The 25,207-nt window shown below is 68.8% G+C and carries 26 protein-coding genes and 1 tRNA gene; 5 read left to right on the top strand and 22 right to left on the bottom strand.

Going from position 1 to position 25,207, the window contains the following annotated elements:
- The first annotated feature begins 62 nt into the window (after window positions 1-62).
- Window positions 63-2,168, top strand: coding sequence for a prolyl oligopeptidase family serine peptidase (locus RF701_RS04260; protein ID WP_308814185.1), 2,106 nt, complete (start codon window positions 63-65; stop codon window positions 2,166-2,168).
- 37 nt (window positions 2,169-2,205) lie between these two features.
- Here the strand turns inward: RF701_RS04260 and RF701_RS04255 are convergent, their stop codons facing one another.
- Complete coding sequence (locus tag RF701_RS04255) at window positions 2,206-2,697, bottom strand: hypothetical protein (RefSeq protein WP_210358480.1); 492 nt, start codon at window positions 2,695-2,697, stop codon at window positions 2,206-2,208.
- A gap of 93 nt (window positions 2,698-2,790) precedes the next feature.
- Here RF701_RS04255 and RF701_RS04250 point away from each other — a divergent pair, with 93 nt between their 5' ends.
- The gene (locus tag RF701_RS04250) at window positions 2,791-3,126 is read left to right on the top strand and encodes a hypothetical protein (RefSeq protein WP_210358481.1); all 336 of its coding nucleotides are present in this window, start codon (window positions 2,791-2,793) and stop codon (window positions 3,124-3,126) included.
- Between the two features lie 27 nt (window positions 3,127-3,153).
- Here the strand turns inward: RF701_RS04250 and RF701_RS04245 are convergent, their stop codons facing one another.
- Together RF701_RS04245 and RF701_RS04240 are read right to left on the bottom strand one after the other, a co-directional pair.
- Window positions 3,154-3,714, bottom strand: a complete 561-nt coding sequence (locus tag RF701_RS04245) for a glycine zipper 2TM domain-containing protein (RefSeq protein WP_308814184.1) — start codon at window positions 3,712-3,714, stop codon at window positions 3,154-3,156.
- A gap of 106 nt (window positions 3,715-3,820) precedes the next feature.
- A complete protein-coding gene (locus RF701_RS04240; protein ID WP_374758589.1) occupies window positions 3,821-6,088 on the bottom strand; it encodes an ATP-dependent helicase in 2,268 nt (755 codons plus the stop codon).
- 313 nt (window positions 6,089-6,401) lie between these two features.
- Between RF701_RS04240 and RF701_RS04235 the strand changes: the two genes are divergently transcribed.
- Window positions 6,402-7,664: an MFS transporter gene (locus tag RF701_RS04235; RefSeq protein ID WP_308814182.1), complete on the top strand. Its 1,263-nt coding sequence runs from the start codon at window positions 6,402-6,404 to the stop codon at window positions 7,662-7,664.
- Window positions 7,665-7,722: 58 nt separating this feature from the next.
- Here the strand turns inward: RF701_RS04235 and rsmD are convergent, their stop codons facing one another.
- Both rsmD and RF701_RS04225 read right to left on the bottom strand, forming a co-directional pair.
- Window positions 7,723-8,268 carry a 16S rRNA (guanine(966)-N(2))-methyltransferase RsmD gene (rsmD, locus tag RF701_RS04230; protein ID WP_308814181.1) on the bottom strand — a complete coding sequence of 182 codons (546 nt, stop codon included), beginning with the start codon at window positions 8,266-8,268 and terminating at the stop codon, window positions 7,723-7,725.
- Window positions 8,265-9,605 (bottom strand): pseudouridine synthase, encoded by a 1,341-nt coding sequence (locus tag RF701_RS04225; RefSeq protein WP_308814180.1) that lies wholly within the window; start codon window positions 9,603-9,605, stop codon window positions 8,265-8,267. Before RF701_RS04225 ends, rsmD begins: the two co-directional genes overlap by 4 nt.
- A gap of 111 nt (window positions 9,606-9,716) precedes the next feature.
- On the opposite strand from RF701_RS04225, the gene RF701_RS04220 reads away from it, so the two are divergent.
- Both RF701_RS04220 and RF701_RS04215 read left to right on the top strand, forming a co-directional pair.
- Window positions 9,717-10,154, top strand: a complete 438-nt coding sequence (locus tag RF701_RS04220; RefSeq protein WP_308814179.1) for a response regulator — start codon at window positions 9,717-9,719, stop codon at window positions 10,152-10,154.
- A gap of 87 nt (window positions 10,155-10,241) precedes the next feature.
- Entirely contained in the window at window positions 10,242-11,570 is a 1,329-nt protein-coding gene (locus RF701_RS04215) for an MFS transporter (RefSeq protein ID WP_308814178.1), read from the top strand.
- A gap of 2 nt (window positions 11,571-11,572) precedes the next feature.
- Here the strand turns inward: RF701_RS04215 and RF701_RS04210 are convergent, their stop codons facing one another.
- The 17 genes from RF701_RS04210 to RF701_RS04130 all read right to left on the bottom strand — a co-directional run bounded on the left by RF701_RS04210 (window position 11,573) and on the right by RF701_RS04130 (window position 25,206).
- Window positions 11,573-12,001 (bottom strand): DUF6628 family protein, encoded by a 429-nt coding sequence (locus tag RF701_RS04210; protein ID WP_210358488.1) that lies wholly within the window; start codon window positions 11,999-12,001, stop codon window positions 11,573-11,575.
- Between the two features lie 71 nt (window positions 12,002-12,072).
- Window positions 12,073-13,380, bottom strand: a complete 1,308-nt coding sequence (locus RF701_RS04205; RefSeq protein ID WP_308814177.1) for a glutamate ligase domain-containing protein — start codon at window positions 13,378-13,380, stop codon at window positions 12,073-12,075.
- A gap of 31 nt (window positions 13,381-13,411) precedes the next feature.
- Window positions 13,412-14,269, bottom strand: coding sequence for an acetyl-CoA carboxylase, carboxyltransferase subunit beta (gene accD / locus RF701_RS04200; protein WP_308814176.1), 858 nt, complete (start codon window positions 14,267-14,269; stop codon window positions 13,412-13,414).
- Window positions 14,266-15,072, bottom strand: a complete 807-nt coding sequence (trpA, locus tag RF701_RS04195; RefSeq protein ID WP_210358491.1) for a tryptophan synthase subunit alpha — start codon at window positions 15,070-15,072, stop codon at window positions 14,266-14,268. Before trpA ends, accD begins: the two co-directional genes overlap by 4 nt.
- Window positions 15,069-16,301, bottom strand: coding sequence for a tryptophan synthase subunit beta (trpB, locus tag RF701_RS04190; RefSeq protein ID WP_308814175.1), 1,233 nt, complete (start codon window positions 16,299-16,301; stop codon window positions 15,069-15,071). The genes trpA and trpB overlap by 4 nt, the downstream gene beginning before the upstream one ends.
- On the bottom strand, window positions 16,298-16,933 hold the full coding sequence (locus tag RF701_RS04185) for a phosphoribosylanthranilate isomerase (protein WP_308814174.1): 636 nt from the start codon (window positions 16,931-16,933) through the stop codon (window positions 16,298-16,300). Before RF701_RS04185 ends, trpB begins: the two co-directional genes overlap by 4 nt.
- 43 nt (window positions 16,934-16,976) lie before the next feature.
- Entirely contained in the window at window positions 16,977-17,399 is a 423-nt protein-coding gene (locus RF701_RS04180) for a GFA family protein (protein WP_308814173.1), read from the bottom strand.
- A complete protein-coding gene (locus RF701_RS04175; RefSeq protein ID WP_308814172.1) occupies window positions 17,396-17,770 on the bottom strand; it encodes a VOC family protein in 375 nt (124 codons plus the stop codon). Before RF701_RS04175 ends, RF701_RS04180 begins: the two co-directional genes overlap by 4 nt.
- 4 nt (window positions 17,771-17,774) lie before the next feature.
- On the bottom strand, window positions 17,775-18,446 hold the full coding sequence (pyrF, locus tag RF701_RS04170) for an orotidine-5'-phosphate decarboxylase (RefSeq protein WP_308814171.1): 672 nt from the start codon (window positions 18,444-18,446) through the stop codon (window positions 17,775-17,777).
- Entirely contained in the window at window positions 18,443-18,787 is a 345-nt protein-coding gene (locus tag RF701_RS04165; protein ID WP_203311024.1) for a lipopolysaccharide assembly protein LapA domain-containing protein, read from the bottom strand. Before RF701_RS04165 ends, pyrF begins: the two co-directional genes overlap by 4 nt.
- Before the next feature lie 79 nt (window positions 18,788-18,866).
- Window positions 18,867-21,161, bottom strand: a complete 2,295-nt coding sequence (locus tag RF701_RS04160; RefSeq protein ID WP_308814170.1) for a patatin-like protein — start codon at window positions 21,159-21,161, stop codon at window positions 18,867-18,869.
- Window positions 21,162-21,179: 18 nt separating this feature from the next.
- Entirely contained in the window at window positions 21,180-21,890 is a 711-nt protein-coding gene (locus tag RF701_RS04155; RefSeq protein ID WP_203311026.1) for an endonuclease/exonuclease/phosphatase family protein, read from the bottom strand.
- A 43-nt stretch (window positions 21,891-21,933) separates the two neighbouring features.
- On the bottom strand, window positions 21,934-22,227 hold the full coding sequence (locus RF701_RS04150) for a hypothetical protein (RefSeq protein ID WP_246848264.1): 294 nt from the start codon (window positions 22,225-22,227) through the stop codon (window positions 21,934-21,936).
- Between the two features lie 78 nt (window positions 22,228-22,305).
- A tRNA-Thr gene (locus RF701_RS04145) sits at window positions 22,306-22,381 on the bottom strand.
- 52 nt (window positions 22,382-22,433) lie between these two features.
- Window positions 22,434-23,117: a spermidine synthase gene (locus RF701_RS04140; protein ID WP_308814169.1), complete on the bottom strand. Its 684-nt coding sequence runs from the start codon at window positions 23,115-23,117 to the stop codon at window positions 22,434-22,436.
- Window positions 23,114-23,479, bottom strand: coding sequence for a DUF6481 family protein (locus RF701_RS04135; RefSeq protein WP_210358499.1), 366 nt, complete (start codon window positions 23,477-23,479; stop codon window positions 23,114-23,116). The genes RF701_RS04140 and RF701_RS04135 overlap by 4 nt, the downstream gene beginning before the upstream one ends.
- A 251-nt stretch (window positions 23,480-23,730) precedes the next feature.
- Window positions 23,731-25,206, bottom strand: a complete 1,476-nt coding sequence (locus tag RF701_RS04130; protein ID WP_308814168.1) for an efflux transporter outer membrane subunit — start codon at window positions 25,204-25,206, stop codon at window positions 23,731-23,733.
- Window position 25,207: the final 1 nt, after the last annotated feature.

The following is a 25,207-nucleotide window of genomic DNA, read 5'->3' as shown; positions in this document are numbered from 1 at the left end:
AAAGCGCATTGCGCGCGCCCGAGCGGACGGGCAAGCTGCTGATAATGCCTGGGAGGGACCTTATGCTTTTTCGCGCGCTTCTGATCGCCACCTCGATGCTTGCCGCGGCGCCCTCGCTCGCGCAGAGCCGGGACATGACCAGTGATACCGATCCCTACGTCTGGCTCGAGGACAAGGACGGCGCCAAGCCGCTCGCCTGGGTCGAGGCGGAGAACGCCCGCACGCTGCCGCGACTGCAGAACGATCCGCGCTACCAGACCTTCTACAAGGAGGCGCTGGCGATCGCATCCGCCAAGGATCGCATCCCGATGCCGAGCCAGCTGTACGGCCGCATCTACAATTTCTGGCGCGATGCGGATCATCCGCAGGGCATCTGGCGCTGGACGAGCGAAGCCGATTACGCGCAGCCGGCACCCCGATGGACGACCGTGCTCGACCTCGACGCGCTGTCCAAGGCGGAGGGCAAGAAGTGGGTGTGGAAGGGCGCGACCTGCCTTCAGCCCGAGGAGCGGCTGTGCCTGGTCGCGCTGTCCGAGGGCGGCGAGGACGCGATCACCTATCGCGAATTCGACCTCGCGAGCAGCCGGTTCGTCGAGGGCGGTTTCGTGCTGCCGAAGTCGAAGCAGGGCGCGAGCTGGCTCGACAAGGACACGTTGCTGGTCAGCCGCGACTGGGGGGCGGGGACGATGACCGCGTCGAGCTATCCGTTCGTGGTCAAGATGGTGAAGCGCGGCCAGCCGCTGGAGGCGGCGAGCGAAATCTACCGCGGCCAGCCCGGCGACCAGCTCGGCACCTATGCCGGCGTCATCACCGACGGGCGAGGCAATCGCCTGGTCGTGATCACGCGGCGGACGACCTTCTTCGGCGGCGAAACCTATGTCTGGACGCCGGCCGGGACGCGCAAGCTCGACATTCCGGCGCGCACCTTTCCGGAAGGCATGGTTAACGGACACGTGCTGTTCCGCACCAGCGACCCGTGGGGCAAGGTGCCGGCGGGCGCGATCGCGTCCATGCCGCTGGCGGATGTCGAGAAGGGGACGCTGAACCCGACGGTGGTCTTCGCACCCAATCCGCGTCAGTCGGTCGACGAGGTCGTGACCACGCGCGACACGCTGATCCTGATCTACAACGACAACGTTCGCGGCCGCGCGGCGGTCTACCGACCGGGGGCGAACGGCTGGACGGCGCAGCCGGTCGCGCTCCCCGACAATGCTTCGCTCGGTGTCGCGAGCGCCGAAGACAAGAGCGATCATGCCTATCTGACCGTCACCGGCTTCCTGACGCCGACGACGCTGCTGCCGCTCGACGCGGCGGCCGCGCGGGCCGGTGCGCCGGTAAAGACGCTGCCCGCGAAGTTCGACGCGAGCGGGTTGCAGGTCGAACAGCATGAGGCGACGTCGACCGACGGGACCAAGGTGCCCTATTTCATCGTCCACCGGAAGGGCATGCCGCTCGACGGATCGACCCCGACGATCATGACGGCCTATGGCGGCTTCGAGGTGCCGATGCTGCCGGGCTATTCGGCGATCACGGGCAAGTTGTGGCTGGAGCGCGGTGGCGCCTATGTCCTCGCCAACATCCGTGGCGGCGGCGAGTTTGGCCCGGCATGGCATGACGCCGGCCGGATGACCAAGCGCCAGGTGATCTACGACGACTTCGCCAGCGTCGCGAAGGACCTGTTCAGCCGCAAGCTGACCAGTCCACAGAAGCTGGGGATCTATGGCGGGTCGAACGGCGGCCTGCTGATGGGCGTCGAATTCAACCAGCATCCCGACATGTGGAAGGCCGTGACCATCCAGGTCCCGCTGCTCGACATGATGCGGTACGAAAAGATCGAGGCGGGCAAGTCCTGGGTCGACGAATATGGCTCCGTCGACGTGCCGGAGCAGCGCGCGTTCCTGCGCACGATCTCGCCCTATCAGAATATCCGAAAGGGGGCGGCCTATCCGGAGCCCTATATCTGGACGACGACGAAGGACGATCGAGTCGGGCCGCAGCATGCGCGCAAATTTGCCGCCCGGCTCAAGGAATATAATCTGCCTTACCTGTTTTACGAGGACACCGCGGGCGGCCATTCGGGCGATGCCGACATCGAGCAGGGCGCGCGGTTGCAGGCGCTGCAGATGACCTATTTCGCCCAAAAGCTCCTCGGGCCGGCCGGCGATTAGTCCAAAGCTCCCCCTCCCGCTCGCGGGAGGGGGCGGATCATGCCAGCGCCTTCGCGAGCTCGGCCTTGGTCATCGTCGACCGGCCGCGGATGTCCCGCTTCTTCGCTTCGGCATAGAGATCGGCCTTGCTGCGGTGGTCGCGATAGGCCGCGGTCTTCTCCGCGACATCGTCAGGCTGCGCCGAGAATTGACGCCCCTTGCGGGTGTCGGCCCGCTTCTTGGCCGTCGTCCGGGCGTAATCCTCGTCGCTCAGCGCATCCCGGGCCTTCTTGGGCAGATATCGCTCGCCGGTCCTGGCGCTTTCCTTGCCCGACTTCGTGCCCCAGTCCTCTTCCGTCCATTCGTGGAGCGTATTGTGCGGGTCCTTCGAACCCTCATATCCGCCGCCCCGCTTCTTGTATTCGGCGACGGCGAGCTGCGCCTTGCGGGCGGACCACTGGCCCTTGCGTCCTCCTTTTGCGCCGGCGGTCACCTCGGCTTTCACCTTCTCCCACAAATCGGGGTCGCTCTTCGTCGCCGTCTCGCTCATGCTCGACTCCTTGGGTCCGGTTGCGGCAGATGAACGCAGCGTTGCAAAAAGCGTTCTTGCTGCACCGCAGCGCAATTGACTAAGGCGACGAGGATGACCCAGCCCAGCGAAGGCGCACCGTCCGGACCTCTGCCGACCCTTTTCGAGGCGATCGTCCGCCTGAGGGTCGTGACCGCCACCTACAACCGCGGCGTCGTCACGCTCGCGCCGCACATCCTCTACACGCGCCACGGCGAGGTCTATGTCGATGCCGTCACCCTCGACCGCGACGGCAAGCCCCCGCGCGAGGAGAAGATGGGCACGTTCAAGCTCGACGGTCTCGGTGATCCCACGATCGTTCAGGACCGGCCATTCTTCCCCAGTCCGCTCTACGATCCCGCGCAGGAGAAATACGCCGGGGTGACGCTGCTCGGCGTCGAGCGGGCCTGAGCCCGCCCGACGCCAAATCCCACGATATCAGCGGCAGCGGATCTCCGACTGGTTCTGGTCGATAGACTTGCCTGCCAGCGCGCCGGCCGCGCCGCCGAGCAGCGTGCCGACGATGCGGCTGTGTCCGCCGTCGATGAGGTTACCGAGGATACCACCGGCGGCGCCGCCGACGATCAGCCCCGTCGTGCCGTCGCTGCGGCGGCAATAATAACGGCCATCGTTGCCGGCGTAGACGCGCTCGTCGGGGCTCAGGACGCGTTCGCGATAGCTGCCGCCCGACCGATAATAGCGGGCCGGATCATAGCCGTTCTCGTAGCGATCGTCTTCGGCATAACCCTGGTCATAGGAGCCGGGGATCGGCGCCTGGCGATAGCCGCCCGGTCCGGTCGGCGCGGCGCCATACGACCCGTAGCTGCCGCGCGACGCACGATAGCGATCGAATTCGGCACGATAACGGGCAAGTTCGGCATCGAAGCGCGCCTGCGCGGCCGCCCAGCGAGCATCGTCGGCGCCGCTCTGCGCGGCAACGGGCGCGGCGGCGGCTAGGGTTGCGGCCGCCGCGGCGGCGGCGATCAGGCGAGCGATCATGTCTTTTCCTCCTCGTGGTACCGGCCGGTGCCGGCAACATCGGCAAACTACGCAGGCGCCGCCTGATCGGTTCCTGAACGGTCCTATCTGCCGACTTGGATAAGGATCACGCGATCGTCACGAAACTGTCCATCACACGCTTGCGCCCCGCGCTCTCGAAGTCGATTTCCAGCTTGTTGCCTTCGATCTCCGCGATCGCGCCATAGCCGAACTTCTGGTGGAACACGCGCATGCCCGTGGACAGGTCGCTGCGGCCCTTGCTGCCAAGGCTCACCGCGCTCGTGCGGCTTTCGACGATGCGGGTCGGTTGCGTGGTGAAGCCGGACCCCGAACCCGCCGCGCGCTGCCAGCCGGGGCCTCGGCCGGTCCCGCGCGCGACGTCGGCGAAGGGGTCGGCGCGTTCCGACCAATTGGCGCGCCACAGGCTCTCGCCCCCCGACATCGTGGTTTCGCTGTCGACATGCTCCGGCGGCAGCTCGCCGACGAAGCGGCTGGGAATGCTCGACGTCCATTGCCCATAGATGCGCCGGTTGGCCGCGTGCAGGATCACCGCCAGCCACCGTGCGCGGGTGATCGCGACATAGGCGAGCCGACGCTCCTCCTCCAGGCTCTTCGTCCCGCCCTCGTCTAGCGAACGCTGCGAGGGGAACAGCCCTTCCTCCCAGCCCGCCAGGAAGACGGTGTCGAACTCGAGCCCCTTGGCGGCATGGATCGTCATGATCGTGACCTGCGGATCCTGCGCGCCGCCTTCATTGTCCATGACGAGGCTGACGTGTTCGAGGAACGCGCCGAGCGATTCATACTCCTCCATGGCACGGACGAGCTCCGACAGATTCTCCAGCCGTCCCGCCGCCTCGACCGACTTTTCCGCCTGCCACATCGCGGTATAGCCGCTCTCGTCGAGGAGCTGGCGCGCCAGTTCCGCATGCGGCAGCTCGCGCGCCATGTCGCGCCAGCGGGCGATGTCGCCGACGAGGTTGCCCAGCGCGCGCCGTGCCTGGGGCGTCAGTTCGTCCGTGTCGAGGATGCGCGCAGACGCGATCGTCAGCGGCAGGCCTTCCAGCCGCGCCAGCTGGTGGATCTTGGCCAGCGCCTTGTCGCCCAGGCCCCTCTTCGGCACGTTGACGATCCGCTCGAACGCCAGATCGTCTGACGGCTGGTTGACGACGCGCAGATAGGCGAGCGCGTCACGGATCTCGGCCCGCTCGTAGAAGCGAAAGCCCCCGACGATCCGATAGGGGAGGCCGATGGCGATGAACCGGTCCTCGAACTCTCGGGTCTGGTGCTGCGCGCGGACGAGGATCGCGATCCGGTCCAGGCTGGTGCCGCCGCGCCGCGCCGCCTCGATCTCGTCGCCGACGCGGCGCGCCTCTTCCGGCCCGTCCCACACGCCGATGACGCGGACCTTCTCGCCCACGTCGAGCTCCGTCCACAGCGTCTTGCCAAGCCGGCCGCCGTTGTTCGCGATGACGCCGGACGCGGCGCCGAGGATGTGCGGCGTCGATCGGTAGTTCTGCTCCAGCTTGATTACCGTCGCGCCGGGGAAGTCGCGCTCGAAACGCAGGATGTTCTCAACCTGGGCGCCGCGCCAGGAATAGATCGACTGGTCGTCGTCGCCGACGCAGGCGATGTTGCGCCGCGCCTGCGCCAACAGGCGCAGCCAGAGGTACTGGACGACGTTGGTATCCTGATACTCATCGACCATGATGTAGCGGAAGCGTTCCTGATACAGGCGCAGCACGTCCGGATGCGCCTTCAGGATGGTCAGCATGTGCAGCAGCAGGTCGCCGAAGTCGCAGGCATTCAGCGCGCGCAGCCGGTCCTGATATTGCGCATAGAGTTCGCCGCCGCGCCCGTTGGCGTAGCGCTCGCTCTCGCCCGCATCGATGTCGGCCGGGACGAGGCCCTTGTTCTTCCAGTCGTCGATGAGGCCGGCGAGGCTGCGCGCGGGAAAGCGCTTCTCGTCGAGGTCGGCCGCCACGATCAGCTGCTTGAGCAGGCGCAGCTGGTCGTCGGTATCGAGGATCGTGAAGTTGCTCTGCAGGCCCACCAACTCCGCGTGCCGCCGCAACATCTTCGCGCCGATCGCATGGAACGTGCCGAGCCATGGCATGCCTTCCACCGCCTCGCCGACGAGCCGCCCGACGCGTTCGCGCATCTCGCGCGCCGCCTTGTTGGTGAAGGTGACGGCGAGGATTTCCGACGGCCAGGCCTTTCGCGTCCAGAGAAGATGCGCGAGGCGCGCCGTCAGCGCCGCTGTCTTGCCTGTACCGGCACCCGCCAGCATCAGGACCGGACCCTCCGTGGTCAGCACGGCCTCTCGCTGCGGCGGGTTCAGGCCCTTGAGATACGGCGGATCTTGCACGGGGGTCACGGTGTCGGTCACCGGCGAACAGGTAGGGAACGGCGCGCGGCGGGGCAAGAGCGAAGCGCAGGCTGCACCGCGGCACAGCCACGCGTCGCGCGGAAAAATCGGGGCAGCCGTGATCGACTGCCCCGTAGTTCAGGGAGGATCGGCCGACAGGGGTGGCGACCGAACGTCGAGCCCACAGGGGGAGGGGGGCATCGACCAGACCTGATCTAGGGTGGCATTGTTGCGCGAAGATGTCAGGCGTATGCCGGATGCCACTTTTATGCGGCTGGCCAGCACCCTTCCGTCGGCAGCCTTGCCCGGTTAGTCTCGGCCGATGCAATCGCCCTCGGCCCGCCGCGTCCTGACTGCCAGCCTCGTCGGTACGGCAGTCGAATTTTACGATTTCTATATCTATGCGACGGCGGCGGCATTGGTCTTTCCGACCCTGTTCTTCCCCGGCGAGAGCGCGGCGGCGCGACAGGCGTTGAGCTTCGCCACCTTCGCGGTCGCTTTCCTCGCCAGACCGGTGGGCGCAGTCGTCTTCGGCCATTTCGGCGACCGGATCGGGCGCAAGTCGACGCTCGTCGCAAGCCTCCTGCTGATGGGCGGTTCGACCGTCGCCATCGCCTTTCTGCCGACTTATGCGCAGATCGGCTGGATTGCGCCGCTGCTTCTGTGTGTCATGCGGCTCGGCCAGGGGCTGGGTCTTGGCGGCGAATGGGGCGGGGCGGCGTTGCTCGCGGTCGAGAACGCGCCGCCGCATCGCCGTAACACCTGGGGCATGTTCCCGCCGCTCGGCGCGCCTGTCGGCTTTATCATGGCGAACGGCCTGTTCCTGGTGCTCGGCCTGTTCCTGTCGGACGCGGCTTTCCGCAGCTGGGGATGGCGACTGCCGTTCCTGCTCAGCGCGGTCCTCGTCGCGCTCGGCCTGTGGGTGCGCCTCAAGCTGACGGAAACGCCTGCGTTCGTCGCGGCGGCGAAGGCGGATGCCCTGCCCAAGGTTCCGGTCGCGACGCTTCTGGCCGGCCATGCCAGGGCGCTCGTCGCCGGAACCGGCGGGGTCGTCGCCTGCTTCGCGCTCTTCTATCTCGCGACCGCCTTCACGCTCAGCTACGGGACCGCGACCCTTGGCTATGGGCGTGAAGCGCTGTTGGGGGCGGAACTGGTGGCCATCCTGTTCCTCGCGGCCGGCATCATCGTCGCGAGCATGCTGGCCGACCGGATCGGCGCGGCGCGCATGCTGGCGACCGGCTTCGGCGGCTGTATCGTGGCGGGTCTGGCGATGGGCTCCATGCTGGGCTCCGGATCGCTGCTGGTCGTGTTCGGGTGGCTGGCCTTTGCCCTGTTCGTCATGGGCTTTGCCTATGGCCCGCTCGGCGGCTGGCTGCCCACGCTCTTTCCGGCGGGGGTCCGCTACACCGGCGTCTCGATGACCTTCAACCTGGGGGGAATCATCGGCGGCGCGCTGGCCCCGAATGCGGCGCAGATGCTCGCTCCGCATGGTCTTGGCTGGGTCGGTCTCTACCTCGTGGCGGCGGGGATCGTCAGCCTCGCGGGTCTCGTCCTGCTGCCCCGCCGGGAACCAACCGGCCCATAGCCGACATGCCGATAGGCACCGGAGGCGCGGAAAGTGACCGCGCCATGCCCGACCTGCATCAGGGCTGGGAGTCCCGCCGCAGCAGCGTCAGGCGTGCCTTGCCATGCACCCGCGATGCGTCGACCGCGAAGCCAGCCACGGCGATCTCCTCCTCGCGCGCGGTCTCGATGCTGACCCAGCTGGCCGGACCGACCCATCCGAGCCGCGCCAGCTTGTCGAGCGCGACTGCCCCGGCGCCGGTGCCGTAAGGCGGATCCATCATCACGAGGTCGAGCGGCGCCGGCGCGGCGCCCAGCGCCATCACCGACGTCGCGCGCACGTCGCCCCGCGCGTCGAGACGGGACAGATTGGCCTTGAGCGCATCCAGCGCGGCGCGATCCTGTTCGACGAAGAGGCACGATGCGGCCCCGCGCGACAGCGCCTCGATCCCCAGCGCGCCCGATCCGGCGAACAGGTCGGCGACCGCCAGCCCCTCGAAACTGCCCAAGCGGCTCGCAAGCATGGAAAATAGCGCCTCCCGCGTCCGGTCCGCGGTCGGCCGGGTGGCGTCGCCCCTGGGCGCGACGAGGGGCCGTCCGCGCCAGGTGCCGGCGATCACCCTCATGAGCGGCCATTCCTCGGCGAACGTCCGCCCTTGCCGCCGCCCCGCGGGGGGCGACCCGGACCGCCGTCGCGCGGCGATCGACCGCCGTCAGTACCCCGCGGTCGGCCAGTGGCATCGCCGCCGCGCGGCGGCCGCCCAACATCGCCGCCGCGCGAAGGACGCCGGCCGCTCTCATCGACAACGGTTCGAAGGGACGGTTCGCCCGAGGGACGGCGTTGATGTCCGCTGGCCGCGCGCGGGAATCCGGCAACGCTCGGGGCCGCGCGGTCGGGGCGTCCCACCTGCGTCGCGGTCCGCGCGGACCGTCCGGCGTCCGCGCGCGGTGCGCGAGCCGCGACATTCTCGTCCCGTCGCGACGACTGCGGGGCGCGAGACGCGCGCGCGGGAGCGTCGGCGTCGGCCTGCACGCGGCGCGCGGCGGTTCGGGCCGGTCGAGGCGAGCGGCCGTCTGCATCATCCTGGCGGACCGGGCGCGGCACGCGCGGGTGATCGCCGCCTGAGCGCTCGCGCGAACGCGCTGCCCGATCGACGGTCGCGGCGGTACGGAAGCCGGGTCGGGGCGCATCGCCGGCAAGATCATCGGGCGCGCCGCCCTTCAGGGTGCGGCGGAACGCGACGAGCTCGTGCTGCTTGACCTCGCCGATCTCTCCCGTCGGCAGGTCGCCCAGCAGGAAGGGGCCGTAGCGGGTGCGGATCAGCCGGCCAACCTGAAGGCCCAGGTGCTCGAGCACGCGACGGACCTCGCGGTTCTTGCCCTCCGTCAGCGTCATCTCGATCCAGACGTTGGCGCCGGTCCGTCGCTCGATATTCGCATCGATCGAGCCGTAGCGTATGCCTTCGATCTCGATGCCGTCCGCCAGATCCTCGAGCTGCGCTTGCGTGACATTGCCGTAGGCACGCACGCGATAGGTGCGCTCGACCCCCGTCGATGGAAGCTCGAGCTGGCGCTTGAATCCCCCGTCGGTCGTCAGCAGCAGCAGCCCTTCGGTGTTGAGGTCGAGGCGGCCGACTGGGACCAGCCGCGGCAGATCGCGGGGCAGGCGATCGTAGATCGTCGGCCGACCCCGCGGGTCACGCTCCGTCACGAGCAAACCGGTCGGCTTGTGGAACAGGAACAGCCGCGTCGGCTCGGGCGCGGCGACCGGATTGCCATCGACGGTCACCCCGCGCAACGACGGAAGGATGGTCGCAGGCGTTTCGACGAGCGTGCCGTTCAGCGCGACGCGCCCGTCCGCGATCATGCGCTCCACTTCGCGTCGCGACGCGATGCCCGCACGGGCGAGAAGCTTGGCGATTCGGTCGCCCTTGGCGGCACTGGAAGGGGGATTGGGAGCCATCGACCGCCCATAGCCGCATCATCAAGGCGTTGCGAAATTATTTGCGACCGAAGCGGCCGGCGCGCGTTATGTGGCGCGGGCGTAACAAACCGTGCCCGGTGGAGCGGGTAGATGCTGTTCGGCAAGAAGAAGCGCAAGATCACCAAGCTGCTGGTGGTTGAGGATGAACCGCTGGTCGCCTTCGACACCGAGCATTTCCTGTCCGATGCGGGCTATACGGTGGTTGCGACGGTCGATCGCGTCGCGGAGGCATCCAATATCATCCGCTCGGGCACCGCGCTCGATCTGGTCCTGGTGGACGTAAGCCTCGCCGACGGGTCCGGCCTGGATGTCGCGCGTGCCGCCCAGGAACAGGGCGTCCCCGTCCTGTTCGTCACCGGCAATTGCCCCGTGGAGGCGACGGCCTTCGCCGCCGGCTGTCTCAGCAAACCCTATGCCCAGCGCGACCTGCTCGGCACGCTGACTGCGCTCGACGCGCATCTGTCCGGTCACAAGCCGCGGCGGCTGCCGAACGGGCTGCGCCTTTTCGAAAGCGCTGCGACAAGCTGATCGAACGCATCGCGGCAGGCGCATGGACTTCGCCGGCCCTGACGCTCTATGCCGGCCGCTTGAACTTCGGGGGCGGGTGACGCGATCATGGATCAGGCAAGGCGGCAGTCCTGGTGGGACGGCATGAGGCCCTATACCGAACGCGGACCGATCGCCGCCTTCCTCTTGGGCATATCGTCCGGTTTCCCCTATGCGATGATCGGCGCGACCCTGACGACGCGGCTTGCTCGCGACGGGATCGACAAGAAGACGGTTACTGCGTTCAGCCTCGCCTTTCTCGTCTACAACCTGAAATTCCTCTGGGCCTGGGTCGTGGACGGCGTCCGCGTGCCGATCCTCGGGCGGCTGGGGCAGCGCGTATCCTGGCTGATCGTCGCAGGGGTGCTGGTCATCGCCGCGGTGGTGAACCTGGCGCTGGTCGATCCGCGCGCCGACATAGCGGCCGCCGCGCTGGCGGCAATCCTGGTGGGCGCTGCGGGCGCGACCTTCGATATCGTCATCGATGCCTATCGCATTGAATTCCTGGAACCACGGCAGCTTGGGGTCGGCTCGGGCATGAGCCAATACGGCTGGCGCATCGGGTCGGCCGGGGCCGGTGCGCTTGCGCTCGTTGTTGCGGATCGGATGGGCTGGTCGGCGGCCTATATCGTCTGCGCCGCTCTCGCATTGCCCGCAATGGTCACCGGGCTCGTCTTCGGCGAACCCCAGCGCCACCGCGAGCCTCAGGAGCGACGCGGGCTGGGCGAGGCGTTCCGCGCCGTCTGGGGACCCTTCGTGCAGTTCTTCGCCCGCCCCGGCGCGATGCTCGTCCTGGCGTTCATCCTCATTCACAAGGTCGGCGACACGCTCGCCAACCTGACATTCCGCCTGTTGTTCGACGATCTGAAATTCACCGGCGACGAGATCGCCTTCTACGACGTGTTCGTCGGCTTCCTCGCCTATCTCGTCGGCATCTTCATCGGGGGCGTGCTCTATGCCCGCATGGGGATGAAGCGGTCGGTGCTTCTCGCACTGGCGCTGATGGCGGTATCGAACCTCAGCTTCGCCTTGCTCGCGGCCGCGGGACATTCGACGCTTGGCATGGCCGGCGCGATCGGCTTCGAGAATATCGCGAGCGGCTTCGGTGGTGTCGTGGTGATCGCCTATTTTTCCGCGCTGTGCGATCTTCGTTTCACAGCTGCCCAGTTCGCCCTCATCTCCGCGGCCGCCAGCATTCTCGGCAGGATCGTGACGGGAACCACGGCCGGGGCGTTGATCGAGGCGCTGGGCTACGTGAACTTCTACCTGCTGACCACCGTCGCGGCGCTGCCGGGCGTCGCCCTGTTCTGGTGGATGAGCCGATCCGGGCTCGTCGATCGGTCGATCGGCAGTGCGGGCACGGCAGGCGAGGGGGATGCGCGCGTCGGCGACGCGTAGTCCTAGTGGCTGATCGGCCGCCCCTCGTCGGTGAAACATGCCGCGACGGCGGCTGCGCTGGAGAGCACGCCGTCGACCCGGCGCGTCGACAGCAGATCGGCGAGAAGCAGCCGTGCAACCTCGGGTGCGGTCTCGACACGGGCAAGTATCGCCACCAGGGCCTGTTCGGCAGCGGTCATGCGCGCGCAGCAGCATGGCGCAATGGCAATCGTGTCTGCCGCGGCCGCCGCGAGATCGGCCATCAACGCGCGCATCAGGATCAGTGGCCGACGGAAGCCCTCGCCGAACGCGGCGATGAATATCTGCGCCGCGCGGGCATCGGCAAGACCGTGCGCGCCCATGCGACGGATCGCGACGAGGATCAGTCGCGTGTTCGGGCAGACGGGAAGATGGTGCGGTAGCGGCGCAAGCAAGGCCTTGACGTCGTCCATGAGGTGCGACTCCTGAATACGAGCCACACCTTCATGCGTCTGCTATTGCAAGTCAATCGCATAAATGCACCTTAATCCGGCGCCTCGCCGTTCAGGCGGAGCGCTTCGCCAGCAAGATAGAGGGACCCGGCGATCAGCACGACGCAATCGCCGTCGATCTGGTTGAGCGCCCCGGCGAGGCCTGTCTCGGTCGTGGCGCTTACCCCGAGTTGCTGCGCACAGGCGGCGAGGTGCGCCGGGGGGTGGCATTCATGCCCCTCCACCGGGATCGCGATCACCCGCGACAGGCCCGGTGCGAGCAGCTGCAACACGCCGGTCGCGTCCTTGTTGGCGAGCATGCCGATGACCATCACCACGGGTCTTCCCTTGGCTATGCCGCGCAAGGCCCGCGCCACGGGCAGCGCGGCGGACGGATTATGCGCGCCGTCCAGCCATAAGTCGCTCGCCCCGGTCAGGCGATCACGCAGCGGCCCGGCCGCCAGGCGCTGCATGCGCGCGGGCCATTGCGCCCATTGCGATGCCGCCCGCAGGGCCGCTTCCGGAACGTTGACCGCCGCCTGGTGACGCAACATGGCGATCGCGAGGGCGAGGTTGCGCGACTGGTGCGGGCCAACCAGCCGGGGCCGCGGCGCCGACAGCGCGAAGCCGGCATCGCGGTACCGCATCGTCGTCCGCCCGCTCTCGCTCCACCAGTCGCGGTTGCGCGCGAAGACCGGTGCACCGGCGGCCTCCGCCAGGGCGGCGACCCGCTCGCGCGCTTGGCGGGGATAGTTCATGGTGATCAGCGGCACGTCCCGCTTGGCGATGCCGGCCTTCTCGCCCGCGATGTCAACCAGCCGGCTGCCCAGGAACGCCTGGTGATCGAGGCCGAGCGCCGCGATGCCCGTCACCGCGGGACGGGCGATCACGTTCGTCGCGTCGAGTCGGCCGCCCAGTCCTACCTCGACGATCGCCGCCGCCGCCGGGCTACGCGCAAAGGCCAGAAAGGCGGCGGCGGTCGTCACCTCGAAGAAGCTCGGCGCAATGCCCTCCGCATGATCGAGCACCTCGGCCAGCAATGCGGCCAGCGCTGCGTCTTCGATCAGCCTGCCGGCGACGCGGATACGCTCGTTGAACCGCACGAGGTGCGGGCTGGAAAAGACATGCACGTCATGGCCCGTCGCCTCAATCGCGGCGCGCAGGAAGGCGCAGGTCGAGCCCTTGCCGTTCGTGCCGGCGACGTGGAAGACTGGCGGCATCGCATGATGCGGATCGCCCAGCCGCGCGAGCAGCCGGGTGATCCTGTCGAGCCCCAGTATGTCGGCGCCCGGCGAGAGCCGCGACAGCCGATCGAGTTGCGCCTGGACCGCGGGGTCGGTGGATGTCGCGTGGTCGGGCATTGTCCGTTCGCTTCCGCCGGAGCGAGGAGGCTCAGGCCGCCTTGGCGCTCGGCTTCAGGTAACCGATGACCGTCGCCAGCCGCTCGCGCAGGTCCTTGCGATGCACGACCATGTCGAGCATCCCGTGGTCGAGCAGATATTCGGCGCGCTGGAACCCCTCCGGCAGCTTCTCGCGGATGGTGCTCTCGATGACGCGCGCGCCGGCGAATCCGATCAACGCGTTGGGCTCTGCGATCTGCACGTCGCCGAGCATGGCGTAACTGGCGGTCACGCCGCCGGTCGTCGGGTCGGTCAGCACGACGATATAGGGCAGACCGGCGTCATGCAGCATCTGGATCGCGACGGTGCTGCGGGGCATCTGCATCAGGCTGAGAATGCCCTCCTGCATGCGCGCGCCGCCGGCGGCGGTGAAGATGAGATAGGGCGCCTGGTCGGCGATCGCCGCCTCCACACCCCGCACGAACGCCTCGCCGACCGCGAGGCCCATCGAACCGCCCATGAAGGCGAAGTCCTGCACGCCCATGACGACGCGGTGGCCGTGGATCGTGCCGCGCGCGTTGATCAGCGCATCCTGCTCATGAGCGCTGCTGCGCGCGGCCTTCAGGCGATCGGTATAGCGCTTCGAGTCCCGGAACTTGAGCGGGTCTTCCGGAACCTTGGGCGAGGGCAGTTCCTGGCAGCTGCCATCGTCGAGGACCTGCTGGAAGCGCAGCTTGGGGCCGATCCGCTCGTGATGGTCGCATTTCGGGCAGACGTAGAGATTCTCCTCCAGTTCCTTGGTGAAGACCATCTGGCCGCAGCCCTTGCACTTGTGCCAGAGATTCTCCTCTGACGTCTCGCGCGTGGTGACGCGCGACAGCGCATTGCGGACGCTGGTGATCCAGCTCATTGCTTCATGCCTTTCCGGGCGGTCGCGAGGGCGACCGCGAGCGATTGGATATAGGGTCGGACGGCCGACGGTGCATCCGCACCGTGGGTGGCGACGATCTCGACGATGGCTGAGCCGACGACGACGCCGTCCGCGACCGCGCCGATAGCCGCAGCCTGTTCGGGCGTGCGGACGCCGAACCCGACCGCGATCGGCAGGTCGGTCGCGGCCTTGAGACGGCTGACGGCCGCGTCGATCGACGCCTGTGCCGCCTGCTGCAGGCCGGTTATGCCGGCGACCGAGACGTAATAGAGGAAGCCCGACGCACCCTCCAGCACCTGCGGCAGCCGTGCGGCGTCGGTCGTCGGGGTGGCAAGGCGGATCGGCGCGATACTGGACGCGCGAAGCGCGGGGCCGAGCGCATCGTCTTCCTCGGGTGGCACGTCGACGCAGATGACGCCGTCGACGCCCGCATCTGCGGCGGCCGCGGCGAACCACTCCGGGCCGCGGCGCAGCATCGGATTGGCGTAGCCCATCAGCACGAGCGGCACGTCGGCATGACGTGCACGGAACCCGCGTGCGATCTCCAGGATATCGGCGGTGCGCGTCCCGGCGGCGAGGCTGCGGACATTGGCGGCCTGGATCGCCGGTCCGTCCGCCATCGGGTCGGTGAAGGGCATGCCGAGCTCGATCACGTCGGCGCCGCCCGCGACCAGCGCGTCGAGGATCGCGGGCGTCGCGTCCGGCGTGGGGTCGCCGGCGGTGACGAAGGTGACGAGTGCCGGCCGACTCTTGGCGAAGGCGGCCGCAAGGCGCGCGCTCATATCGCCACGCCCAGCGCGCTGGCGACGGTGAAGATATCCTTGTCGCCGCGGCCGCACAGGTTGACGAGGATGCGTGCGTCGCGCGGCATGGTGCGCGCGCGACGGGTCACAGCGGCGATCGCGTGGCTCGGCTCCAGCGCGGGAATGATTCCTTCCGTCCGGCACAGCAACTGGAACGCGTCCAGCGCTTCCGCATCCGTCGCGCTGTCATATTCGACGCGTCCGATATCGCGCAGCCAGGCATGCTCCGGCCCGATGCCCGGATAGTCGAGACCGGCCGAAATCGAATGCCCCTCCGCGATTTGGCCGTCTTCGTCTTGGAGGAGATAGGTCTTGTTGCCGTGGAGCACGCCGGGGAAACCGCCTGCCAAACTGGCTGCATGCTCGCTGCCGCCAAGGCCGTGACCCGCTGCCTCGACCCCCAGCATCGCGACCTCCGGGTCGTCTAGGAACGGGTGAAACAGCCCGATCGCGTTCGATCCGCCACCGATCGCCGCGACGAGCAGGTCGGGCAGCCGGCCGGTGCGGGCCAGCATCTGCGCCCGCGCCTCGCGCCCGATCACGCTCTGGAAGTCGCGCACCAGTTCGGGATAGGGGTGTGGGCCCGCGGCGGTACCGATGATGTAGAAGGTGTCGTGGACGTTCGCGACCCAGTCCCGCAGCCCCTCGTTCATGGCATCCGACAGCGTCGCCGCGCCGCTGGTCACCGGGCGGACCTCCGCACCGAGCAGCTTCATGCGGAAGACGTTGGGCTGCTGTCGCTCGACGTCCTTGGCGCCCATGTAGATGACACAGGGAAGGCCGAAGCGCGCACAGACCGCGGCGGTCGCGACACCGTGCTGGCCGGCCCCCGTCTCCGCGATGATCCGCGTCTTGCCCATGCGGATCGCGAGCAGGATCTGGCCGATGCAATTGTTGATCTTGTGCGCGCCGGTGTGATTGAGCTCGTCGCGCTTGAACCACACCTCCGCGCCCATGCCCTCCGGCGCGCTTTCGCGCAGCGCCGCCGTCAGCCGTTCGGCATGGTACAAGGGGCTGGGCCGGCCGACATAATGTTCGAGCAGGTCGTCGAACTCGGCGCGAAAGGCGGGGTCCGCCTTCGCGCGGCGGTATTCGCTGTCGAGATCGAGGATCAGCGGCATCAGCGTCTCGGCGACATAGCGGCCGCCGAAAGCGCCGAAGTGACCGCGCTCGTCGGGTTGCGTGCGGAAGCTGTTCGGAGCGTTCATAGCTGCGCCGCTTTAAGGAAGGCGACGATCTTGTCCACATCCTTGACCCCCGGTGCGCGCTCGACGCCCGAGGACACGTCGACCAACGGTGCCCGCGTCCGACGGATCGCCTCCGCGACGTTGACGGGGTCGAGCCCGCCGGAGAGAGCCCAGGGGAGGGGATGCGCGAAGCCGTCAAGCAGCGCCCAATCGAATCGCAGCCCCATGCCTCCCGGCAGGCTGGCACTTTCCGGCGTCTTGGCGTCGTAGAGGATCCGGTCGGCCGCACCGACGAAATCCCGGGCAAGGTCAAGGTCGGCGCGCGTCTTTACGGGCACCGCCGCCCAGGCTTCGAGGCCCAGCCGCGCGCGGATGGCGGCGGCGCGCGCGGGTGCGGTCTTGTGGAGCTGGACTGCGTCCAGCCGGCCTGCCGCCGCCGCCTGATCGAGCAGGGCATCGTCGGGATCGACGAATACGCCGACGCGGCGGACGCGTGCCGGCACGCGCGCGGCAAGACCCGCGGCGCGATCGAACGGAAGGTCGCGGGGCGAGGGGGCGAAGAAGACGAAGCCGACGTGGCTGGCGCCGGCGCCGATCGCCGCGTCGAGCGTCTCGGGCGTCGACAGGCCACAAATTTTGGTGAGGGCGGACATGGCGCAGGCGCTAGCGGTTATGCGACCGCGGCGCAAAGCCCGTTCAACGCTCGATCGGCTCGTAGCGGAGGATGCCGGCAATGCGCTCCCCGCCGCCGTCGGAGGGGTGATGGATGCCGTCGTTGACCGGAACCACACGGAAGTCGAACGGGCTGATGCCGTCGAGACAGGCGGCATTGACGCCGAACTCACCGCCGTTCGATCGGCGGCGGTGGTGCGTGTAGATGCCGCAGGTCCGGCAAAAATGATGTTCCGCGGCGCCCGTGTTGAACCGATAGGTCGACAGCTGGTCGGCGCCCGAGATGACCTCCAGATCCCCGACCCTGGCGGTCAGCGCCACGGCACCGCGCATCCGGCAATAGGAGCAGTCGCAGCGACGCGCCGCTGCCAGCCCGCCGGTCAGGCGGACGGCGAAGCGCACAGCCCCGCAGTGACAGCCGCCGGCATGTTCCGCATCATCGCTCATCGCGGTCCGTCATGCCCGGCGGGCGATTCCGCCTCGCAGACATGCCACAGCACGCCAGCCGGATCGACGAGCATGCCCACGCGCATACCCCACGGCTTCACCTCCGGCGCCATGGGTTCGCGTATGCCGAAGCGCTGCGCAAGTCCGTCCGTCCGTCGCCACCAGGCGTCCAGATCGTCGACGAACAGCTGGTGCATCGAATTTCCGGCCCAGTCTTCCTGATAATAATTCTGGAGCAGGAACCCGGCACCCTCATAGTCGAGGATCGCCACCGTCTCGTCGGCATACACGCGCTTGAAGCCGATCGCCTCGTAGAAAGCCTGCGACCGCGCGAAGTCCTTCGACGGCAGGAAGGGGCGGATCGTCGCCATGGCGTCAGAGCGTGGCGCCGATGGCCCGCGCGGCCGTGTCCGGGTCTTCGGCCTGGGTGATCGGGCGGCCGATGACGAGCACGGAGGCACCGGCGTCGAGCGCGGCGCGCGGCGTGACGACGCGCTTCTGGTCGCCGACCTGGCCGTCCGCCGGGCGCACGCCCGGAACGACGAAGAACCCCTTCGGCCAAAAGGACTTTGCCGCGGCCACTTCGGCACCAGAGCATACGATGCCGTCGATGCCCGCGTCATGGGCCAGCTCCGCAAGCCGCAGCACATGATCGTGCGCGCTGCCGGAAACGCCGGTCGCGGCGAGATCGTCGGCGTCGAGGCTGGTCAGCATGGTCACCGCCACCACCTTCGTCTGCGGCGGAGCGGCGGCCTTGGCATCTTCCAGCATCGCCCGACCGCCCGACGCGTGGACCGTCAGGATCGCCGGCGCCAGCGGGGTGAGCGCCATCACCGCCTTGGCGACGGTGTTGGGGATGTCGTGCAGCTTCAGGTCGAGAAAGACGGGGAGGCCGAGCGCCTCCATCTCGCGCACCCCCGCCCGGCCATGCGCGCAGAAGAATTCGAGGCCGAGCTTCAGCCCGCCGACATGGTGGCGCACGCGGGTGGCCAATGCCTTTGCCCGCGCGAGGTCCGGCGTGTCGATCGCGACATAGATCGGGCTCACAGCAGGCGCCCCTCGGCGGCGACCGCCTCGTCGATGGGCAGCGCATCGCCCGCCGGGGCGATGGGCAGCGCAGACACCGGCGCCGGCGGCACCGCGCGCAGATCGGCCAGCATGCGCTCGCTGTTGGTCAGGCGCTGGCGCAGCCGCCAGCGCACCGCGCCGAGGTAGAGATAGGTCGGCAGAAAGCCGAGCAGGAAAGTGACGAGCAGCAGCAGCGGGAGGTTCACGTCAGCGATCAATCCGCCCCACAGGTTGATCTGGATGCTGGTCCAATTGCCATAGGTGAAAAGCGCCGCAACGAAGGCGAGCAGGAACCAGAACAGGATCTTGAGGAACTGCATGCGGAACTCCCGGAGAGTATCCGCAACGCTAGCCGCTGCATGGCCCGATGGCCAGCCCGGCGCGCGGAGGCCCGGCGGCTCAGCCGATTTCGCGGCGCAGGCTGGCGATCAGCGCGGGAATGGCGGTCAGCCGGCCTTCCTCCTCGTCGAGGATCGCGCGAAAGGCGGCGCGCTTGATCGCCGCGGCGCGTCCGGCACGCATCCGTACGTTGGGCGGCAGGGTCGAGATGCAGATGTCGATCATCCGCTCCGCACCGTGCAACCGGCCCCACAGATAGTCGTTCTCACGGTAGGCGCGGCTGAAGAACGCCCCGAAGCTGTTGAACTGGATACCCTTCAGGGTCGCTTCCGCGCCGCCGCCGCGGATCGCGGTGGCATCGTCTGGCGCGATCCGGTCGACCTTGATCGGGTCAAATTCGTCCAGGCCTTCGCCTTGCAGCAGCGGCAGGGTGGCCGTGTCGTAATAGGGGAAACCGAGATAGGCGAGGAGCAGCGCACGCCGCGGCGCCCTGTCGATCGCGACGAACGCCGTCGCCAGCCGCGCGTCGGTCTCCGCATCCAGCCGGGTGAGGTCGAGCGCCGCCGCCAGACTGTCGAGCAAGGGCCCGGCATCGGCGCCGCGCAGCGCGCGTACCGCACCGCGCAGCTGGGGATGGTCATCGGCGCGCTGTCGCTGAAGATACAGCGCCAGCGAGTCGTAGATCGCGTCGCGAATCGGCTCGACGTCGATGCCGTCCGCCTCGACCTCGGTCAGGCGCCGGGCCATCAGCCGGAGCCGGCGAATGCGAAAACCGATGTCGAACGTCCGCAGGAAATCGACCGTCGCGGCGCTTTCCTTGCCGATGAAGGTGGGGACGCCCCCGTCGTGACCAGGGCCGAAGCCGCGCGCGGCGATCGCGGCCTCGATAGCCGCCTTCAGCCGTCGCCAGCGATGCTGCCCCGGCTCCCCGCCGACGTGATAGAGCAGCGCGGTGATCGTATCGATCACCCCGGCGAGCTTGAGGTGGCCATAGGCCGCATAGCCATAGCCCGCGCGGGTCGCGGCCGCCGACTGCGCGCGCCGCCGCCACGCCACGAGCCTGGCGGGCGTCGGACTGTCGAGGAAGAAGGTGTGATCGAACAGCGCGCTGATCTCTTCCTCGACGGCGGGCCGCAGCGCGGTGACGATGCCGCGCATCCGGTCGATCCGCGCCGAGCGCGCGGCGATCGCGTCCAGATTGTCGCGGATCGGCTGCTGCCGCGGCAGATCGCTCAGCGCACCCAGGATCGTCTGGAAGAAACCAGGATCGCCGCCGCCGGAGCCAAGCCGGATCTTGATGCCGGGCGAGGGGTCTATGTAGACGAACCGGCGATCGATCTCGCGCCGTGCCGGTCGCTCCTTGAGCGCGTCGATCGCGGGGCGGAACGGGGCGTTGGCGAGGACCGATCCGTCGATCAGCACCGCCTTCTCCGCCTGCCTCGCCGCGAAGTGCCGCGGCAGCGCGCGGCGCAGGAACGCCGAGCGCCTGGGCCATTCCAGGCCGCGCCCGGCCAGGACGCGATCAAGCTCGCCGACGCTGAACGGAGGAAAGGCGCCAGGAAAACTCGAGGTCGCGCGCGCGGCGAAGGCGAGCTCGGGGATCGCCGCGAGCGCCGCGCCGCCGCCGTGGTCGCTGAAGCCGATCACCAGGCGATGTTCCGTTTCCAGAACTTCCGGTGGCGAATTGAGCGTCAGCCGTTCGGGATGCCCGGTGAAGTCGGTCACCGTAACGAACAGGTCGAGCGGCTGCCCCTCCGGCAACAGGCGGGGTCCGCGCTCGGTGGCGGCCATCGCGTCGAAGGCATCGAGCAGCATGGTGGTGAACGTGGCCCCGCCGAACGGGGGCTCGAACCAGCGCGAGCGGACGAAATGCGACAGCTTGGCGCGCACCTCCTCGCGCGTCGCCTCGTCGAGTTCGGCGACCTTGTCGGCGCTGCGCCCCGCCGCCATCCACGCCAGGGGCAGCGCCCACATCTTGGAGAAGCGCGAAGCCGGCGCCGCATCCGGATCGATCAGCGCCTCGACGTCCGCCGAGGTGAGCCAGAGGTCGGTCAGCGGCTCCAGGCTCTGTCCCGTGGTGATGGCCTGCGCCAGGAAGATGCCGTTGATTCCCCCTGCCGACGCGCCGGCGACGATGTCGGTGAGGACGCGCAGTCGCATGCCCGCCGTCGCCTCAATCTCCTCGATCAGCGCGGCATAAATCTGCTCGCTGCCACCGGCGGCGGGAACGCCATCGTGGCAGGCGCGACTGGCGCGCACCACCCGCCAGACTTCCTTCGTGATGCCGTGCATGTAGACGGCGAGGCTGATGCCGCCGTAGCAGACCAGGGCGAGGCGCAGTTCCTTCTCACGCATGGCGAAACCGCGAGCGTCTCATGCCGGTGTAAGTGTCGCCCAGATCGGCAGGTGATCCGACGTCTTGCGGGCCGCGGCGCTGGCATGCACGCCGCAGTCGGCGACGCGCAGGTCGCGCGATACCATGATGCGGTCGAGCCGCCCGACGGGACGGCGCGAGTGGAAGCTCGGCCCGGTCGGCGCGATCGTGTGATCCCGGCAGAAATCGCGCAGGCAGCCCGCCGCCGCCGTCCATTCGTTCAGGTCCCCCATTAATACCGTGGGATGACGATGCAGCGAGGCGTCGACGTGCGCAAGGATCGCCGCCGCCTGCCGTCGGCGCCACAGACCCGACAGGTCGAGATGCATGCCGACGACGCGGATGATCCCGGCTCCCGTACGGACGTCCGCCATGACCGCGCCGCGGGGCTCCAGCGCGGGCAGGTGGATAGCCTCGCGGTCGACGACCTGCGCGCCCTTGCGAACCAGGATGACGTTGCCGTGCCAGCCCATCGACAGCGCGCGCATGCCGAAATCCACCGCCTTCCAATCGCTATGCTCGTCGAGAAGATGCAGCGGGATGACCGATTCGCGCGCGCCGAAGCGGCGGTCCGCCTCCTGCAGCGCGACGACATCGGCGTCGATCTCGCGCAATACCTCCAGCACCCGTTCGGGATTGCGGCGGCGGTCGAGGCCGATCCCCTTGTGGATGTTGTAGCTGGCGACCTTGATCGTGGAACGGGAATCCATTGCGCTACCGCAACGCTCGGCATCGGCGCGGGGTTTCAGATGCTCAGGCGATTGCCGGATGCGCGCGGCGCCAGGCGGTGATGACCAACAGCACGACGACGATGACAAATGTGTCCGCGAGCCAGTCGTGGATGTCGCAGTCGCGATGGAGCGCGGGGATCGACTGCACCACCTCCACCAGCGCGCCGACGAACGACAGGCGCTCGCCGATCCGCAGCAGCTCCGCGCGCGGCCACCCGGCGGCGGCCAGGACCGTCAGCGTACCGAAGGCGAGCATGTGCTGCACCTTGTCGTCGTTGGGCAACGGCAGGTTGGGAGGATGCGGCGTCCAGGCCATCGCCAGCGCGAAGGCGAGCGCGGCGCAAAAGGCAACGCGGGCGGCGAGGGTCAGAAAATCGTCCTTTCGAGGAAAAGGTGGTGCCGAGTGCAGGGATCGAACCCGCGACCTTCGGTTTACAAAACCGCTGCTCTACCAGCTGAGCTAACCCGGCGCCTTCGGGCCCCCATGCAACAGTGCGCGCCGCGGGTCCAGCCCGTTGCCGCTCAACGCGGCGTGGCGAACCAGATGATGTGCGTCGCGCCCTTGCCGGTGCCGTTGCCGGTATCGCGCGCCCGCACGCGCACCTCGTCGACCGCGAAGCCGCTTCGCGCGAGCCTTTTTGCGAAGGCGGCGTCGGGGGCGGCCGACCATATGGCCAGCACGCCGCCCGGGCGGAGCGCGGCACGCGCGGCGTCCAGACCGGTCGCGGCGTAGAGGCCGTCATTGGCGGCGCGGGTCAGTCCGTCCGGGCCGTTGTCGACGTCGAGCAGGATGGCGTCATAGGCGTGCGTTCCGGCCCGGATCGACGCGCCGACGTCGCCGATGGCCAGCGTCACGCGGGGATCGTCGAGGCAGCCGGCGGTCAGGTCCGCCATGGGGCCGCGCGCCCATTCGATGATGCCGGGCACCAGCTCGGCGACGGTCACGCGGGCGTTCTCTTCGAGGCGGCCGAGCACCGCGCGCAGCGTGAAGCCCATGCCATAGCCGCCGATCAGCACGTGCGGCGCCGGGCGGCCCGCGATCCGATCGCAGGCCATGGTACCCAGCGCGATCTCCGACCCGCTCATCCGCGTGCTCATCAGCTCGTTGCGGTCGAGCACGATCATGAAGTCGCCGCCGCGACGGAACAGGCGGAGCGGCTCGCCGCCCGGCACCTCCGCCACGCCGATCAGCTCGCGCGGGGTCACTTGCCCTGTTGCCGGGCCTTGCGTGCGGCGTAGCGGGCGTCGCGCGCCGCCTTGAGCTCCGCAGCGGTGGGCACCGAGGGTGGGCGCTTGGCGGCGGCAGCGGCTTCGGCCGCCGCCTCGGCCTCGGCCTGGGCTTTGGCGCGCGCTTCCTCCTTGGCGGCCTTCTTCTGCTCGATCGCGGCCTTGTGCGCGGCGCGCCTCTCGGCCTCCGCCGCTTCCTTCGCCTCGCGGGCGGCGGTACGGGCCGCAACGACCTCGGGGTCCGGCGCCGCCTTGTTGCGCAGCTTTTCGAGGGCATTGGCCTTGGCGTCGCGCGACGCGGCGGCGCGCTGGGAGAAATCGGGAGTCTTGTAGCCTGTCATATCGCTGATCCGTCGCTTGACCGTTCCTGCGGGGCGCGAAAGCCCCAATGCACAACGGCCCCGCATCGCTGCGGAGCCGTCGGAGAAAAACTGGTGGACGCACCAGGGTCGTTCCATTGCACCAGCCGCCAGGGCGACGGATGGGCGACCACCAACGCGGCCCACCTATCCCGTGGCCGGCCCCAATTCAACCCATGGACGGCGTTGGCGCAGGTTCTGCCGCGGCGCCGGATGTCGACCGCGCCGACGGATCATCGCGCGGCCACGCCGCCGCGCCCCGCGTCGGGCTCGCCAACGACCGGGGTGGCGATCCAGCCGCCTGCCGTTGCGACATGCAGACGCGCCACGTCGAGGAACTGGCGGGTCTGTGCCACGACGAGCCCGTTGCGTGCGCGCTGATACAGCCTTTCGGCTTCCAGAACCTGGAGGATTCCGGAATTGCCCACCTCGAAGCTGCGCTGCGACAGATGCCGCGACCGTTCGGCGACGCGCACCGACGCCTGTTGATCGGCCACCGCGCGCGCATCGTTCTGCAAGGCGGAAAGAAGGTCCGCGACCTGGCTGAAGGCGACCAGCACCGTTTGCTCGTAGCGGGCCTGGCTGGCGCGCGCGCGATCGACGGCGGCCGCTCGCTGTGCCTTGAGCGTGCCGCCGTGGAAGATCGGCGCCGTCAGGCCGGCAAACAGATCGTAGCCGCGAAAGGCGTTCTTCACGAGGTCGCCGAGCGCCGGCGCACCCTGTGTCAGCGTCGCGCCGAGGGTGATGTCGGGATAGAGCCGTGCGGTGGCGACGCCGATCGCGGCGGTGGCGGCGTGCAGTTCGGCCTCCGCCTGCAGGATATCCGGTCGCCGGTGAACGAGCTGCGACGGCATCGCCACGGGAACCGTCGCCGGCAGGGTGAGCCGTTCCATCGGAATGTCGGTGGCCGGAAGCCGGTCCGGCGTCGTGCCCAGCAGCGTCGCCAGAAGGTGGCGCGCCTCCGCCAACTGCTGGTCGAGCTGCGGCAGGTCGCTGCGATCGGCGGCATATTGGCTCTGCGCGTTGAGCACCTCCACCATCGTGCCCTCGCCGCCGATCCGACGCTTTTGCGTCAGGTCGACGTTGCGCTGGTCGTCGGCGAGCAACGCGCGCGCGGTGGCGATCTGCGCCTGTAGGGCGGCGATGGTCAGGACCTGGTTGACGACCTGGCCGGCGATCGACAGGTGCGCCGCCTCGGTCTGACGCTGCTGTGCCTCCGCTTCCGCCGCTCCCTGCTCGACGCTTCGTCGCAGCCCGCCGAACAGGTCGAGATCGTAGCTGACCCCGCCGCCGACACTGTACAGATGGAATTCCGGGTTGCCGCCGGGTGCGAGCGGATTGTTGCCTGCAAATCCGAACGCAGCAAGGTTCACCTGTTGCTGGTCGATCCGCGCATTGGCATCGACCTGCGGCAGCCGGCGGCCGACGATCGCGCGCAGTTCGTCACGGCTCGCGGCGAGCGTCGCGTTGCTGGCCGCCAGGCTGCGGTTGTGCGCGATCGCCTGGTCGACCAGCGTGTCGAGTTGCGGCGCGCCGAACGCGGTCCACCAGCGCCGTTCGGGGCCGTCACCGAACACCGCCTGGCCGGGCGCGGTCTCACCGGGCGCCTGATATCCTGCCGCGGCGGGTGCCTGCGGCCGCTGGAAATCGGGTCCGACGGTACAGCCTGCCAGCGCGGCCGCGAGGAGGACGAGGGAAGCAGCACGCATC

It is taken from the genome of Sphingomonas sp. GV3 (genome assembly GCF_031082075.1).
GTDB classification, from domain to species: Bacteria; Pseudomonadota; Alphaproteobacteria; order Sphingomonadales; family Sphingomonadaceae; genus Sphingomonas; species Sphingomonas beigongshangi.
This window is presented reverse-complemented; position numbering and strand designations above follow the sequence as displayed.